Source organism: Aeromonas sp. 600479, assembly GCF_049175515.1.
In the GTDB taxonomy this organism is placed as follows: Bacteria; Pseudomonadota; Gammaproteobacteria; order Enterobacterales; family Aeromonadaceae; genus Aeromonas; species Aeromonas veronii_A.
The window spans coordinates 226,028-240,384 of the sequence record NZ_JAAKVF010000001.1 but is presented as its reverse complement, the minus strand read 5'-3'; the positions used below and the strand labels follow the sequence as shown (position 1 = coordinate 240,384).

Here is a 14,357-nt window from a genome sequence, read left to right as displayed (position 1 = left end):
AAAACCCCCGCACCAAGGTGCGGGGGCTTTTGTTTATCTAAGCAAAGTCGGGGGTCAGACCGCCTGATACTCCAGCTCGACCGAGCCCAGCGCCTTGAGGGTGGACTGGGCGGAGTCACGCTGGCTGATCTGGCCGTTTTTGTTCTCCAGCAGCACGGCGCGGCGGATGGTGGCGAGATCTTCGCCATTAAGCACCGCATGGGCGCAGGCCATCTGCATCGGCGGCAGGCTGGGGTTGAAGGCGGCGTTCTCGGCGTAGCGGCCAGAGAAGATGCGGCCATCGGCAAACTGCAGCGCCACTGCGGCATAGCCCTGACTATAGGGGGCATAGCTTTGACGGGCGGCGGCCAGCGCGGCTTGCCACAGCGGGTCTTCGCTTTGAAGCTCAAGCTCGGCGTGATCCTGCGGGCTCATCAGCGCATCCGTGATGTCGAGATCCGCCGGGCCAAACGAGTGGGGCAGGAAGGATTGCAGGGCGCTCAGGTCATCCGGCAGAGAAACTTTCAGGATCTTGGCGGTGCTCAGCTCGTTCATGAACTGACGGCAGTGGCCACAGGGGGTGTAGTTGACGGTGATTTCAGAGATCCCGGTCTCGCCACCCAGCCAGGCGTTGGAGATGGCGGACTGCTCGGCGTGCACCGAGTGGAACAGACCTTGCCCCGCAAACTCCATGTTGGCACCGAAGTACCAGGTGCCACTCAGGCCGCAGGCGATGGCACCGACGTAAAATTTGGAGATGGGCGCGACCGAGCAGGCGGCGGCCAGCGGCAACAGGGCGAGGCGCAGGGCGCGATCATCGAGACCTGTGGCTGCTTTCAGGGTGGCGACTTGCTCCGGCGTGAAGCGGGCGTTGAAGTCGGCACTATCCAGCATGGGCTGCACGGCTGCTTTGAGCGGGGCAGAGAGGGTATCGAATGGCTTGGCAAAACGGGGATGCATAGTGTGTCCTCAAAGGCCAATTGGGCGGCCATTGTAGGGAGCAAGCTCGGGTAAATGTGTGAGCAGGCTCACGCCCTGACGGGCAAACGGAGGGGGATGGTAATGGAAACGTTTGTCTTGTGCAAATTGTGCGGCAGGTCGCACCCCGACAGCGCTGCAGAGCCGTCGGGGTGGTTAATCATCGGTCAGGTGAGCCAGTGATAGATGGCAAAAAGGAGGGGCGCAACGGCCGCGGTGAGGATCCCGCATACCACCATGGCGAGCGATGCAAAGGCCCCTTGGGTGATCCCCTTCTCGGCGGAGGTGGCGGTGCCGATGGCGTGGGCACAGGCCCCCATGGCGAGCCCTTGCGCTTCCGGGTCGGTCACTTTCAGCAGTTTGAGCAGCGGGTAGCCGATCAGGGCACCGACAATTCCCACCACAACAACAACGGCCGCCGCGATGGCGGGAATGCCGCCGATAGACTGGCTGACGCTCATGGCGAGCGGGGTGGTGATGGATTTGGTCGCCAATGAGGCGAGTAGCGCCGGATCTGTGCCCATAAAATGACCGATCAGCAGGGTTGTGCACACCGAGATCAAGACGGAGGCGAGGGTACAGATTAGGATGGGCTTGAGCTTGGCCTGGATCTGGCGCGCCTGTTGATAGAGCGGCAGCGCCAGTGCCACTACTGCGGGTTCCAGCAGCATGGTAATGAGGCTGCTGCCGTGCTCGTACTGCTCAAGGGGTAGATCGAGCCAGAGTAGCAGGCCGATGATCACCGCGGTTGGCACCAGCACCGGGTTGATGATGGGCCAGGGCAGGCGGCGATAGAGGGCGCGGGTGGCGAAATAGAGCGCCAGGGTCAGGGGAATGGCTAGCCAGAAGATCATTTGTTCATCCTCTGGTAGAGCCGACCGACGGTGGCGAGGATCAGCACAATCCCGAGCACGATGCAGAGCATGATGACGCCGAAGGATTGGCGCAGGGGCTCTAGCCAGGCCACCAGTCCGACCGCGACCGGCACGAACAAAACGCCCATGTGGCGCAGCAGCAAGCCAGCGCCCAGCTCGACCCAGTGCAGCTTGATCAGTTGCAGGGAGAGCAGCACAAACAGCAGCAGCATGCCGATGATGCTGCCGGGAAAGGCGAAAGGCAGGATGGCTGCCACGGATTTGCCTGCCAGCAGGCAGGCGACGATGACCATAAAGTCACGAAAGTACAGCAAGGCGCGTTGCGCGATCACGTGAACCTCATCGACTGGGAAGAAAAATCGCAGTTTACCAGAGAGGCCGGGTCGCGGCATTAAAACAATAACAACTGAAATCAGTTCATTTGAAGCTGATTTGTATGCAGATTATCTGTTGAACATCGTCTGATAGAACCCTTTTCGAACTACAAGGAGTAGTGATGACATCCCTCTTGTCCCGAGTTCGCCAGCTGGCGAACGATAATGCGTTGCCACCCCATCTGCTGCAAACCCGTCAGTGGGAAGGGCCCCTGTGTCGGGTGCGACTCGACAACACCGGTTCTGATGCCACCCCGGTCGAGCGCTGGGTGCTGTTTGACGGCAAGCTTGGCCTGCCGGTGGAGAGCACCATTTATGGCGAAGGATTCCAGATGCTGGCCCAGACCATGGGTAGCTGGCAATCACCGCAACATGTCGGCCGTTGTCCCGATGCCAGCGTTTATCGCATCACTGATGACAATGACTATCACACCATTCACAACCTGTTGCTGGTGGAGCATGGCAAGGGGTGGCTGCTGCTCGCCTTTGCCAGCTGCCACCGTTTTGGCGGGGAGTTTCGCCTCTACCCCGATGGTCGCTTGCAGATCCTGATGAACTGCGAAGGGCGAAAACTTGCGGCCGGTGAGCATTGGCAGAGTGAGGCGCTGATCTGCCTCGAAGGGCCGGAGCGCGAAGATCTGCTGGCTGAGTTGGCACGGCTGATCGAGGCCGAGCATGGCTCGCTGATCGGCAAGGTGAGTGATCGCCCGAGCGGTTGGTGCTCTTGGTATCACTACTACGCCGAGGTGAGTGCTGCCGATATTCGCGAAAATCTGCAGGTGCGTGCCGAGCGTTTCCCAGCCCTGCGTTACGTGCAGATCGATGACGGCTATCAGGCCAAGATGGGCGACTGGCTCACCCCGTCGGCCAAGTTCGAGCAGGGGGTGGCATCACTGGCTGAGGAGATCAAACAGGCTGGCTGCGAGCCTGCCCTCTGGGTCGCTCCTTTTATTGCAGAGCCCGGTTCGCAGGTGTTTCAGGATCACCCCGACTGGTTTGTGAAGGGGGATGACGGCTTGCCGCTGCCCTCAGAGCGGGTTACCTATGGTGGTTGGCGCTGTACCCCCTGGTATGTGCTGGATGGTACCCACCCCGAGGTGCAGGCGCACCTTGAGCAGGTGTTCCGCACCCTGCGCGAACAGTGGGGTATCCACTACTTCAAACTCGATGCCAACTTCTGGGGCGCCATCCACGGTGGCCGTTTCCACGATCCGGCTGCCACCCGGGTTGAAGCCTATCGGCGCGGTATGGCCGCCATCCTGCGTGGTGCAGGTGAAGGCGCTTTCCTGCTCGGTTGCAATGCCCCCATTTGGCCAAGCCTTGGGTTGGTGCACGGCATGCGGGTGAGCGATGACGTGGAACGCAACGGCCACCGCTATCGCCAGATCGCTCGCGAAGCCTTCTGCCGCGCCTGGCAGAACGACAAGCTCTGGGCCCTCGACCCCGACTGCATCTGCCTGCGGGATCTACCGAGCCAGCAGGCAAGCAAGGCGGATTACAGCTTCCATCTGGCAGCGCTGGTGGCGAGCGGCGGCATGATGCTGGCTGGTGATCGACTGCAAGATCTCGATGAGGAGCAGGCGGCGCAACTGCATAAGCTGCTTGCGCTCTGCGCAGCCCGAGCACCCTCTGCCCGTTTCGAGTCGATGGACTTTGCCTGCGGTGAAGTGAGCCTTCCCGAGGGTGGCACTCTGCTCTGCCTGTTCAATTGGGAGGGGTTACCACAGGAGTTTCTGTTGCCGGAAGGGGGAACCGATTTTTGGCAAGAGCAGGCTGTCGGCACAACCGTAACCCTGCAAGGGGGTGAGGGGCGGGTGATCCGCTACGCCTGATAAGGCGCATCTCTCAAAAAACTCAGGCTCCTTCGGGAGCCTGAGTTTTTGTGATTTGGGAGACGGTATCAGTAACGCCACTCGACCCCGACGGCGTATTTGGCGGAGCCATAGCCCGGGATGTCGCTGCCGGAGGCGATCGCCTTGAGGGTCAGCAACGGGGTGATGGGTACCCCCAGACCAAAGCCGATGGCCAGCTGATCATTGGGGTTCCCCATCAGATCGACCCGCATCACTCGATAGAGGGACATATCCTCGCTCAGGTGCATATAGGCCTGAGACGCGCGGTTATAGACCTGACCAAACACCTCCAGCTGGAAACCGGACTGGGCACTGATGGCAAGCGGCACCCCGACAAACTTGTACAGATGGGAGCGGTTGAAGTAGCTGTTGGTGATCTGGGGGGTGAAGTCAGTCTGCTGATAAAGAGTGTTGAAATTCTGTTCTACGATGCGATAGGTCTGCTCGGGCAGGCGAGCAAGATAATCCGGCACATCGAACCGGTATGCGGCGTTGGCTGCCAGCGGCAGCAGGGTCAGTAATCCGAGCAGTGCGTGGTGACGAGGCATCAGCAAATGGCTTCCGTTCGGCCAAAGAGATTACTTGCTTGGGATACATCCGCTCAGGATGTCGCAAGATATTGGTTTTTGGGAAAATCCCCTTCGTCATTATGACCTGAAGAAGGGGGCTGGCGGGAAGGATTTAGTGTGAAACTACTCACAACTCATAAATCTTCCAGATAACGATAGAGACTCTTGAGAATCGCAAAGTTCCGTTCGTTACTCTGGTTCTGCTCTGCCAGCGCCTCGAGACGGGGCACATAGTCCGGCAGACGGCGGCTGAAGTAGTCGCTGCAGTGCAGGCGCCAGCGCTTCTGCTCGGTTTCGCTCAGAGTGTGTGGCCAGTTGCGGGCGCGGTAGCGGAACAACATCTCCGGCAGCCGCGCGTCGGTAAAGGCAAACTCCCGCTCACCCAGCAGATCTGCGGGGGTGGCGCGCACCAGATCCATGGTGGACTTGTCGCCGTGGCCAAAGAAGCCGGCGTAGAGTTGGGTATCAGGGTCGCTGTCATTGCTGCCGGCGAACTCCTGATTAAAGACTTCCACCAGTTTTTCCCGCACCTCCGGGTGGGCGCGCAGCAGATCCAGGCTCTTGCGGCACTGCTCCCGGTCGATGCCAAGCTGGTCGGCGCGCTCCGCCGTCAGGGTAGCGGCCGGCGCCAGCACCGGGCACTTGTTGATATGCACCAGCTTCACTGGGATGCTGGCCAGATCCCCCAGCTCCTCTTTCTTGGTATAGAGGCGCTCGCGGATCTCCTCGCTGGTGAGCTCGATAAGCGGGGTCGGATCGCGGGTCAGATCCACCATGATCACCGCGTTCTGGTTGGTAGGATGCCAGGCGAGCGGCGAAACCCAGCTCACACACCCTTGCCAGGGGGAGAACATGCCGGAGACGTGCGCCAGCGGCTTCATGGTCACCACGTCAATCAGCGCCTTCACCTTGTTTTTGTTGCGCAGATCAAAGAGATAACCAAACAACTTGGGTTGGGCTTTTTTCACCAGCTTGGCCATCTCGATAGTGGCCAGCACGTCCGAGAGCGCATCGTGGGCATTGGCATGGGCCACGCCGTTGGCGACTGTCAGCTTCTCCAGCCGGAAACTCGGCTTACCCTCCTCGTCAAAGGCCCACTCGATCCCCTCCGGCCGAAGGGCATAGCAGGCCCGCAGCATGTCGAGGATGTCCCAGCGGGAGTTGCCGTTTTGCCAGCTGTAGGCATAGGGGTCATAGAAGTTGCGATAGAGGGTGTAGCGGGTCACCTCATCATCGAAGCGGATGCTGTTGTAGCCAAGCACGCAGGTATTCGGAGTGGCGAACTGCTCGTGGATCTGGCGAATGAAATCCGCCTCGCACAGCCCATCCTTCATCGCCTTTTGCGGCGTGATACCGGTAATGAGGCACGCCTCCGGATCCGGCAGGTAGTCCGCTGGCGGTTTGCAATAAATCACCAGCGGCTCGCCAATGATGTTGAAATCCGCATCGGTGCGAATACCGGCAAACTGCGACGGCCTGTCCTTGGCGGGGCTGATGCCGAAGGTTTCGTAGTCGTGGAAATAGAAGGTAGGATTTGTCTGCTGGTTCATTTCGTGGTTCTGAATTGTGTCTATATGCTTGAAAAACAAGTCGTTATACGGAGTGTTATCTCAGATTGTCTCACTTTGTCCGACCTTGATTCAGTCCGTTTCAGACCAGTTTGGTACATATCTGTGTACACGTTAGGACGCGTTAATGTGTCAGTGAAAAATCAGATGACCAGTCACAGGAGAGTCATATGCCACTTACTGATACGAAGCTACGGGCCCTCTATGGTAAGCCCTACTTTGGCAAGACGGAATTGTCAGACCGTGATGGATTGTCAGCTCGGGTCACCGAGCGAGGCACCATCTCGTGGCAATATCGCTATCGCTGGCAAGGAAAAGCGGCGAGACTCAAAATTGGACGCTATCCCGACCTTAAACTCGCTGATGCCAGGGCGTTGATCCCTGCAATCCGTGGTGCACTTGAGCGTAATGAACATCCCAGAGTTTTCTGGGATAAGCTCCACCAGAAGCATGATGTCACACTTAAACAGTGCTGCGAGCATTTTCGTGAACACCATCTGCCCAAGCTGCGGCCTCGTACGGTCATGCTCTATGAGCATACCATGCAGCGCTATTTCGAACCTCTGTTTATTGGCATTCCGGTTGAACAGATCCCGTTTTCGAGCTGGCTGGAGTGGTTTGATAAGATTGGCAAGAAAAAGCCGAAAAACGCAGGGCATTTATTGCGCAGGTTAAAATCCATTCTTAGTTTTTGTATTCGGCGTAATCTCATTGGCGGCTCCCCGGTGCTGCAATTACGCACCGAAGATGTGGGCTCTCAACCTGAGAGAGGCACTCGTGTGTTGACCATGCGTGAACTCGCTCAGATTTGGATTGCATTTGAACAGAGCAGGGCCAGCCGCGGATTAAAATTGGCAGCCAAATTAGTGATCCTGCTTGGCTGTCGCAGCGGCGAGGCATTGGGTGCACAGTGGAGTGAGTTCAATATGGAGGAGCAAATTTGGACGGTTCCCGCTGCTCGTGCCAAATGTGGGGCGCCAATACGTAGGCCTATTCCTTCGAGAGTAATGGTGTTGTTGCAAGAAGCGGCAGCGAGATCTCGGCTCAGGGGAGGGCCAGTATGTCGCTCGCCAGTGAATCCGAAAAGATCGTTGAGCAGTGCGTCTCTGATCCAGTTAGCAGAGCGTGTGCGAGATAAACTGGATCTGCCGTATTGGCGTATGCACGACATGCGTCGAACATTGAGTACGCGCCTATCGGAAGAGCATGTCATGCCTCAGGTAACCGAGAGAATGCTTGGCCACAGGATGGCGGGTGTCATGGCTATTTACAATCTCCATGACTGGATTGATGAGCAACGTGAGGCATATGAATTATGGGATAAAAAATTAATGGAGGCAGTAAAATCATTGCGGGAACTCTAAATATAACCGAACCAAAGTTGATGTAATTTATCATCTAAGATGAATGATTTTCCCTTGATATCCAATTATTTACCGCTGCGGCAGAATAAAAGCCTTTATTGATAGGTGGTGGAAATTTGTCTTCTTTAATCCATCTGTACAGCGTCGATCTGGATATGCCAAGTTTTTTTAATAATGTTTTGGTTCTTATTAGTGCTGGTTCGTTGTTGTTCATATAGCCTCCTGTTTTTTTAGGAGGTTAAACATGATGGGTATATGTGTCAACTTACCATATTTTTAGACAACTTGCTTTTATGATATAGAAAAACATCCATACTGCGAAAGTCAATTTAATAATTGTTTTTGTGTATTATAAAAGCAATGGAAATGGCAGTGGAACAATATGGCTTATGGTCATGATATGTAAATTTCAATAACATTTTTGACTCCTTTTAGCTCTCGATGGTTGGGTATGGAGTGTGTTCGTGTTGTTAAGTCAACGGGTGGCTCTATTCATTATTGGTAGAGTTGAAAAAGCGATTGAATAGGTTAGCCACGAGGGGGTAATAAAAGTGGGGGTTAAGCAGAGAGTTAATAAAGTTTTTGTGTTTTAAAGGATTGTGAATTCGTTCACAAATCATGATGTGTTTTTTTTAAAAAAACATGTAGCTCATTGTGGTTAGGATTCAATGGTGTATTGCCTGCGGTTTCATATGGTTATACTAGTTCCGGAGAAACTATTGATGTCAAAGCTACTCTTTATGGCTGCAACCTTGGTTGTAAGCAATGCGGTGATAGCCACTACGGTTATCGATGTAAACGTAATGGTGCCCAAGTCCATCGTTGCTCAGGATGGTGCTGAGAAGGTATTTAACACCATTCACCAGCGCGTAGCAGCTATGGACGAGTATTACACCAGTCAACGCACCGGCATCATCAAAAATGGTAATCCTGAGAACCTGCATTTCGAGGTGAAGCAGATCCTCGTTATGAGCGATACCGTGCTGAACCCCACCTGTAAAACAGGATATTCAGCCGGTGTTGTCCTGCTCAACGAGCGAGTCGTTGCTGTTCGTGACTCTTATGGCCCTGACTTCGGCATTAAACAGCCTCCGCTGTGGGACGGTGTATGCACCAATGAACAAGACATTCAAGATCTGACCTTTGCTGCGCACAGCTCTGGTGCCGATATGTGGATCACCACCAAGGGCGGCCCAGATGGCAACTTTGATGGGATGGCGACTTCCGGTGCTGACTTCTGGTTACCCTCGGCCTGCGTAGCGGTACTGGCGGTAACGTGATTACCAAACCGATGGCCATCACAGTGCAAGGTGTCAACACTGATAATGGAGGTAAAGGTGGTGAAAAAGGCGGTGGTGGTGGTTCGACAGGACCGATCTCACTGCTGACTTTGGTTATCTGCGGGTTGGTTCGCCGGCTTAAAATGAGCCGATAAGCCTTGTACCAATACCTTTCATCAATATGGCAAGGTGGCCAAGCTGCGTTGGCATGGTGAGTCGCCAAAGCTAAGAGATGTTATGAGTGTTGCCGGGAATCATTACGGGTGTCCCCATAATACGAATTCCGATTAAATGATTTATTACAATCAAGGCTCCCGCCATGTCGGGTAATGCCAGTCAGTTAAGCCTGACTGGCATTGTTTTTATTGGCTTTTTTCACACTGTACCTCTGTGGCCTTGGTTTCACGCAGCGGGGGTAACTTCGCTCCCTTCGTTCCGGCAGCACAAACTGTCCCGCTTGTTTCTCCAGGTCAGCTACCCGCTTCGGGATAGTCCCCGGTGACAGGTACGGCATGCAGCTCAGTTCATGGATAAGATAGACCGACGCCATGTGGAAACTCAGCTGGCTTGCCGTGTACCCCTTGAGGCTCGCTGCCATCTTTACCATTTGGTTGCGCAGCAGGTTATACGCCAACAACACGCCCCACAGCTCCTGCCGTATCCCCGCCGCCTTTTTGCTGCGCAGGGTCAATCGGTGTTGTTGCAGGCTGTGCTTCATCTCCCGATAGCCCAACTCGATTTCCCAGCGATGGCTGTAGAGCTCGACGATGTCGGTGCCCACAAAGCGCATCGGGTCGACCATTGAGGTCAACACTTGCCGCTCTTTGCCGTTGATGGTGCGGGTAAGTAAGCGGGCTTCTAGCGTCTCTGGCAGTTGCGACCACTTCTTCCTCGCCTGTGGACTGGTTTTGAGACGCACCAGCACATCCTGACGCCCCAGCTTGCGCACCACCTCGTATTGCGTGCCCTTTTTGAGTGGCAGCAGCCAGTGCCGCTCGCTGCCAGTGGTTTGCCAGGCGTGGAGCAGACCGAGAGAGTAAAACCCCTTGTCGAACAGGGTCAGCGAGTGGTCCGGCGTGCGTGCGACAAGCTGTTCGGCCAACACCATCTCGTTGACGGCGCAGCTCTCCACGACGGCCTGCACAAGCAGGTGACTGGTCAGCTCCATCTGGCAAAGCATGCGCACCTGCGGATAGGTGGTCTCGCCATGCTGGGTACCGGGCTTGGCAAAGGCAGCGGCATTGTCAGGGGTATCGGGCGTGCGCCACATCACGCCATCGACGGCGAGCAGCTGCAGCCCAGCCAGGGTGATTGGCCTGCTGGTGCCAGAGAGAGGCGGTCTCGTGAAACAGCCGTTCGATGCTCTTGTCCCCCAGTTTTTGGCGAGCTTGCAGGAAGGCGCTGGGGGCAACGAAGGGGCGGTCGCCGGGCAACAGGATATCGAGCTGATTGACCAGCTGGGTCATGGGGATGTGGCGGAAGATAGCCATGCCGATGATGGCCCAGACCAGGCGCTCCATGGGCATACGGCGGCGACGCAGGGTCGCGACATCCTCTTCGGCGAGCAGCGTTGTGATGAGCTCGGGAGGAATGAGGTCAGAAAGTGACTCAAACTGAGCGGCATTACTGGCGTGCAGGAAATCGAGAGCCTGGTCGATACGCATAAAAATCCGAAACCAAATCAACAGGTTTCGGATTTTCACACATCAGAAGGATCGGTCAATGGATCCTTAACTGATCGGCATTACCGCCATGTCGGGAGCCTTTTTTATTTCTATCTCTCTTTGCCGGATGTGCGGAGAAGCCGGACATCCTGGCACCAGGGTTAACCTGGTCGCATTTGTAGGTCTGCACTCTTGAGCTTGAAGGTACAGCCTTGCTGGATGAGCTCCTCCCGGTTGGCCAGCACCAGCGGGTAGAGCAGGGGATGTTGTTGGTGTTCGCCGTTATAGCTCACTTGCATCCGTTCCAGTGCGTAATGCATCAAAGGGATGCGCTGGTGAATCAACAGTTGGTTCCCTGTCATGGCATAGTCTCTGGCAATGATGGCCTGTTGTCCTTCACTGAGCCCGGGATTGGGAACGACTACCGCAGTCACCTGAGTGTTCCACTCCAGATCCTGCTCCCGGCCGTGAGGGGAGGCATCCAGCAGATCCGGTTCGCCCCGAAAACGACTCATCACAAAGTCAAGATATTCCCCTTTCTTCTCACAGTAGGCGCGTACGTGCCAGCGGATCCCGTCATAGACCAGAGTGTGAGGCACGATATTGCGGCCACTCTGCTCCTCTGAACTGAGGGATACGTAATCGACATCGACCCGCAGTTGGCCGCGCGCCGCTTGCACCAAGCCACGCACGATTTTCGGGTCGATATGGCGGTTTGGCACATCCAGGATCTCGATGTGGCCGTAGCGCAGATCCATCAGCGGCAGTGTCAACAGGCCCGCTTCATGTTGGCGCTGGTGCTGCTTTTCACGGTGTAGCAGCATCAGGTACTCATCGACTTTTCCCTCACTAAAACGCGGCACAAAGTGCGCTGTGGGTTTGTATCCCTTCAGGCTTTTGTCATAGACCAGCCCTTCCGGCGAGTAGTGTGTCAGGTAGTGGTTGATATCCCGTGACGCCTGTTGACGGCCGATATTGAAAGCGGTTGTCAGGTGGTTGGTGGTCAGCCGTCCCTCCCACTGCAATACGATCTCCAACAGACGAAAGCGCAGGGTTTGATCCCAGGTGAGCTCTTTGGGTGCCATACGTGCTCCAAAATGCGACATGTTTATGTAATCAGTATCGGCATGAGTATACAGGCTACATATAATGAATCCATCGAAATGAGCGTCAAAGGAGCATGTAATGAACGGGAAGCTGGATAGTGCGTACAGCCATCACGCCGCGTGCTGGATGCAGCAGCGCGGTATAGCACCCGAGCTGGTGGATAGGCTGCTGAGCCTTGGACGCTCTGCTTATCACCAAGGGCGCGAACTGGTTTATCTCGATCGCAAAGGAGTGGCGATGCTGCAAGCCGAGTACGGATTGCCCGCGGAATGCTGCCAGCGGCTGCACCGTCACTATCTGGTCCTGCATGACGGCGAGATTGCCACCGTCGGTCATAAAACCACTCACTTCAAACGCGATCGTCACTGAGGCGCTATGAACGCAAGTCTGTTATCAGGTCAGGTGGTCATGCCCCTGATCAGGGGGATCTATTGCCTGCTGTCAGCCGAGCGAGCCAAGGAGCTGACTGCTCTGCTTGCCAAAGGCGCGTTTCACCAAGAGGGTGAGACTTCACCGTTGGTGGTGGTGACGGCATTGGCTATCCATGTCGAGCAACATCGGCTGGATTGCACGTCACAGCCCATCTATCTGGGGCGTGAGCAACTGATGGTCGGTGCTGCCGATTTGCTGGGGGAGGATGCCTGCTTTGAAGATCAGGATGCGTTTCGTCTGTTGGCGCTGCTACTCGACAAATTGCTGCGAGGAGTGCGTGGCAGTCGCCAGGCCAAGCTGGATGGACTAACGGTAAGCGTCATGGAGCAGCGGGCGCTGGCAGCCACATCTCCGAATAGCGGCGCCGTGGTGCGCGGCAGCTGGCGGCGCAAGTCTCGTAATCAGCTGGGCCATGCCAGTTGGCTGGATGTAGTGGAGGCAGCCCTCTGGTGCTTCTGGCATGGTGACGATTTGGCAAGCGGCGAAGTGCTACTCGGTGTGCTGCTGGGCAGGGATGAGCGGGTGCGGTTGGTCTATGGACTGTTAGCCGGGGCTTTCTATCTGTCAGATCGGACAGATTGAAGCCGCGGCGCCATCGTATCCCGCCATCCTGCGGCTGATTAACCAGCCAGCTCAACCACCGGATAACAGGCATCTCCCCACAGGGTATCGGGATGGGTCATCATCAACTCGATGATCACCGGCACCAGTTTGCCGAGCAGGTTGGCACAATCCTTCAGTTGTTTGCGATTGACCGAGCTGTTCCAGGTCGCACCGCCATGAATTAGCTGGTTGCGCAGGGTATAGAGGCGGTTAAACACCACGCCCAGCAACTGTGGGGTGTTGCTGCTGGCGAGGGCCTGGTTTGCCATCTTCTTGCCTTGTGCCAGCCGCTCCTTCCACTGGGCTTCGCTTATTTTGCCGCTGTGATAATCCCAGAAGCCTTGCAGTACAAACGGGGTATCCAGCAGTATGCGGATACTGCCAGAGAACTCCTGCCAAACCAGATGCTCGATCTTTTTGTGCTCATCCAGATCGCACAGTTTCTCCAGAAAGCCTTTGAAGGTCTCCTGTTCAGAGAGGCGACGATCGTCATCGATTTCAGTGGCATAAGCTGCATTGAACGCAATCCAGAGAAAGATAAAGCGGCCATCTTCATCTTCGGCCATTTCAGCACGTTGCAGCCAGCTTAAGGCACGATGAACTCGCAGGTTGAGGTTGCTGGGAGAGTGTTCACGCAGAGTCCGGTGACGAGTTTTCAACTGTTCAAAATTCAACGACGATCTCCTTCTCGATCAGATGAATAGCCATCTTTGACAACCAGACTCTCTGTCCTGCTGCTTGATCATCAGGTTGGTGAGGAACTGGCTGGAATAGCAATGTGGTGATAGCAGTGGCTACTTGCGGATGACACCCTTCAGCGTTGCAATGGCCAGCTCCACCATGGTGGCCGACGATTGTTCCAGTGGGGCATGGTGGCACTCGGGACAGGCCTCAAACCAGGTGTGGCCACGTACCATAACATCGCTCTTGGGAACGACCGTCTTGTGCCAGCCACAGGTTGGACAGCGATAAGTAGAAGGGGGTGGTTGTATCGGCATGATATCCCTCAAGCAAGTTCCATTTGGCCTAGAGTAACACGGCTCAAATTATTGCAGTGAGCTCCTTGTTCACACTCTTTAGAGTCAAAGTTGTATCCGCCTGAAAACACGACATGTGCAAAACCCCAGTATCGAAGCTGTGCGGCTGGCCCGCTATAGTCAGCCGAGTTCACGTCAGAGGGGATATGCGATGAGTAACCAACCCGGCTTTTGGTTAGTGACACGCCCGTTGTCATTAATCGCCCTGTTGCTGGGCCTAACGCCGCAAATCGTGTTTGCTGCAGACTGCACCTATCGGGAGAATGCGCTGGGCAACACTATCTACCAGTGTGATGATGGCAAACAGGGCACTCTGCGTGAGGATGCACTGGGCAACATCAAAGACTCGGGTACCGGCATTACTTGGCGCACCGATCCGTTGGGCAACCTCAAGGGCAGCGATGGCACCACCTACCGCAAAGACGCACTGGGCCATGTGCGTGGCAGCAATGCCAAAACCGGCGAACGGGTGACGTGGCGTGAGGATAGTCTCGGTAACCTGCGTGCCTCTGATGGCACCGTCTGCCGAACCAACGCGCTGGGGCAACTCAAATGCCGTGGCGAGAGTACGCCGCCAGCCTTGCTTGAAGGCAAATGATGGCTTTTGCAGCAAACGGTCGGCGCATCACCCTCTGATGTGATATCAGGCATGGTTGCAACGGGGCCAAGTGGGT

16 protein-coding genes and 1 pseudogene are annotated in these 14,357 nt (G+C 55.8%); 7 read left to right on the top strand and 10 right to left on the bottom strand.

Annotated features, from left to right (window positions below; all coding sequences use genetic code 11):
• Window positions 1-54: 54 nt before the first annotated feature.
• The 3 genes from cdd to G5149_RS01050 form a co-directional block, all read right to left on the bottom strand.
• Window positions 55-939, bottom strand: coding sequence for a cytidine deaminase (gene cdd, locus G5149_RS01060; RefSeq protein ID WP_005333283.1), 885 nt, complete (start codon window positions 937-939; stop codon window positions 55-57).
• Between the two features lie 185 nt (window positions 940-1,124).
• On the bottom strand, window positions 1,125-1,811 hold the full coding sequence (locus tag G5149_RS01055; protein ID WP_421211181.1) for an LrgB family protein: 687 nt from the start codon (window positions 1,809-1,811) through the stop codon (window positions 1,125-1,127).
• On the bottom strand, window positions 1,808-2,164 hold the full coding sequence (locus tag G5149_RS01050; protein ID WP_005333279.1) for a CidA/LrgA family protein: 357 nt from the start codon (window positions 2,162-2,164) through the stop codon (window positions 1,808-1,810). The genes G5149_RS01055 and G5149_RS01050 overlap by 4 nt, the downstream gene beginning before the upstream one ends.
• 164 nt (window positions 2,165-2,328) lie before the next feature.
• Here G5149_RS01050 and G5149_RS01045 point away from each other — a divergent pair, with 164 nt between their 5' ends.
• On the top strand, window positions 2,329-4,038 hold the full coding sequence (locus G5149_RS01045) for a glycoside hydrolase family 36 protein (protein WP_421211179.1): 1,710 nt from the start codon (window positions 2,329-2,331) through the stop codon (window positions 4,036-4,038).
• Window positions 4,039-4,106: 68 nt separating this feature from the next.
• On the opposite strand, the gene G5149_RS01040 is transcribed toward G5149_RS01045, so the two are convergent.
• Window positions 4,107-4,607, bottom strand: coding sequence for a hypothetical protein (locus G5149_RS01040; protein ID WP_216978696.1), 501 nt, complete (start codon window positions 4,605-4,607; stop codon window positions 4,107-4,109).
• 155 nt (window positions 4,608-4,762) lie between these two features.
• The gene (sbcB, locus tag G5149_RS01035; RefSeq protein ID WP_216978697.1) at window positions 4,763-6,178 is read right to left on the bottom strand and encodes an exodeoxyribonuclease I; all 1,416 of its coding nucleotides are present in this window, start codon (window positions 6,176-6,178) and stop codon (window positions 4,763-4,765) included.
• Between the two features lie 188 nt (window positions 6,179-6,366).
• Here sbcB and G5149_RS01030 point away from each other — a divergent pair, with 188 nt between their 5' ends.
• On the top strand, window positions 6,367-7,560 hold the full coding sequence (locus G5149_RS01030) for a tyrosine-type recombinase/integrase (RefSeq protein ID WP_408744805.1): 1,194 nt from the start codon (window positions 6,367-6,369) through the stop codon (window positions 7,558-7,560).
• Between the two features lie 34 nt (window positions 7,561-7,594).
• Here the strand turns inward: G5149_RS01030 and G5149_RS01025 are convergent, their stop codons facing one another.
• Window positions 7,595-7,774 carry a helix-turn-helix transcriptional regulator gene (locus G5149_RS01025; RefSeq protein ID WP_350237627.1) on the bottom strand — a complete coding sequence of 60 codons (180 nt, stop codon included), beginning with the start codon at window positions 7,772-7,774 and terminating at the stop codon, window positions 7,595-7,597.
• 508 nt (window positions 7,775-8,282) lie between these two features.
• On the opposite strand from G5149_RS01025, the gene G5149_RS01020 reads away from it, so the two are divergent.
• Window positions 8,283-8,840: an SVAGG family GlyGly-CTERM protein gene (locus G5149_RS01020; protein ID WP_421211175.1), complete on the top strand. Its 558-nt coding sequence runs from the start codon at window positions 8,283-8,285 to the stop codon at window positions 8,838-8,840.
• Between the two features lie 11 nt (window positions 8,841-8,851).
• Window positions 8,852-8,995: a GlyGly-CTERM sorting domain-containing protein gene (locus tag G5149_RS01015; RefSeq protein ID WP_421211447.1), complete on the top strand. Its 144-nt coding sequence runs from the start codon at window positions 8,852-8,854 to the stop codon at window positions 8,993-8,995.
• Window positions 8,996-9,180: 185 nt separating this feature from the next.
• Here the strand turns inward: G5149_RS01015 and G5149_RS01010 are convergent.
• Both G5149_RS01010 and G5149_RS01005 read right to left on the bottom strand, forming a co-directional pair.
• A pseudogene (locus tag G5149_RS01010) lies at window positions 9,181-10,504 on the bottom strand (IS4 family transposase).
• 161 nt (window positions 10,505-10,665) lie between these two features.
• Complete coding sequence (locus G5149_RS01005; protein ID WP_408744971.1) at window positions 10,666-11,589, bottom strand: WYL domain-containing protein; 924 nt, start codon at window positions 11,587-11,589, stop codon at window positions 10,666-10,668.
• A gap of 100 nt (window positions 11,590-11,689) precedes the next feature.
• Here G5149_RS01005 and G5149_RS01000 point away from each other — a divergent pair, with 100 nt between their 5' ends.
• Both G5149_RS01000 and G5149_RS00995 read left to right on the top strand, forming a co-directional pair.
• Entirely contained in the window at window positions 11,690-11,980 is a 291-nt protein-coding gene (locus G5149_RS01000; protein WP_408744970.1) for a DUF4258 domain-containing protein, read from the top strand.
• A gap of 6 nt (window positions 11,981-11,986) precedes the next feature.
• On the top strand, window positions 11,987-12,625 hold the full coding sequence (locus G5149_RS00995; RefSeq protein ID WP_421211173.1) for an ADP-ribosylglycohydrolase: 639 nt from the start codon (window positions 11,987-11,989) through the stop codon (window positions 12,623-12,625).
• 38 nt (window positions 12,626-12,663) lie between these two features.
• Here the strand turns inward: G5149_RS00995 and G5149_RS00990 are convergent, their stop codons facing one another.
• The gene (locus tag G5149_RS00990; protein WP_068979527.1) at window positions 12,664-13,320 is read right to left on the bottom strand and encodes a HEPN domain-containing protein; all 657 of its coding nucleotides are present in this window, start codon (window positions 13,318-13,320) and stop codon (window positions 12,664-12,666) included.
• A gap of 120 nt (window positions 13,321-13,440) precedes the next feature.
• Window positions 13,441-13,644: a hypothetical protein gene (locus tag G5149_RS00985; protein WP_139443821.1), complete on the bottom strand. Its 204-nt coding sequence runs from the start codon at window positions 13,642-13,644 to the stop codon at window positions 13,441-13,443.
• Window positions 13,645-13,873: 229 nt separating this feature from the next.
• On the opposite strand from G5149_RS00985, the gene G5149_RS00980 reads away from it, so the two are divergent.
• Window positions 13,874-14,281 (top strand): hypothetical protein, encoded by a 408-nt coding sequence (locus tag G5149_RS00980; RefSeq protein ID WP_042029645.1) that lies wholly within the window; start codon window positions 13,874-13,876, stop codon window positions 14,279-14,281.
• The last annotated feature ends 76 nt before the right edge of the window (window positions 14,282-14,357 follow it).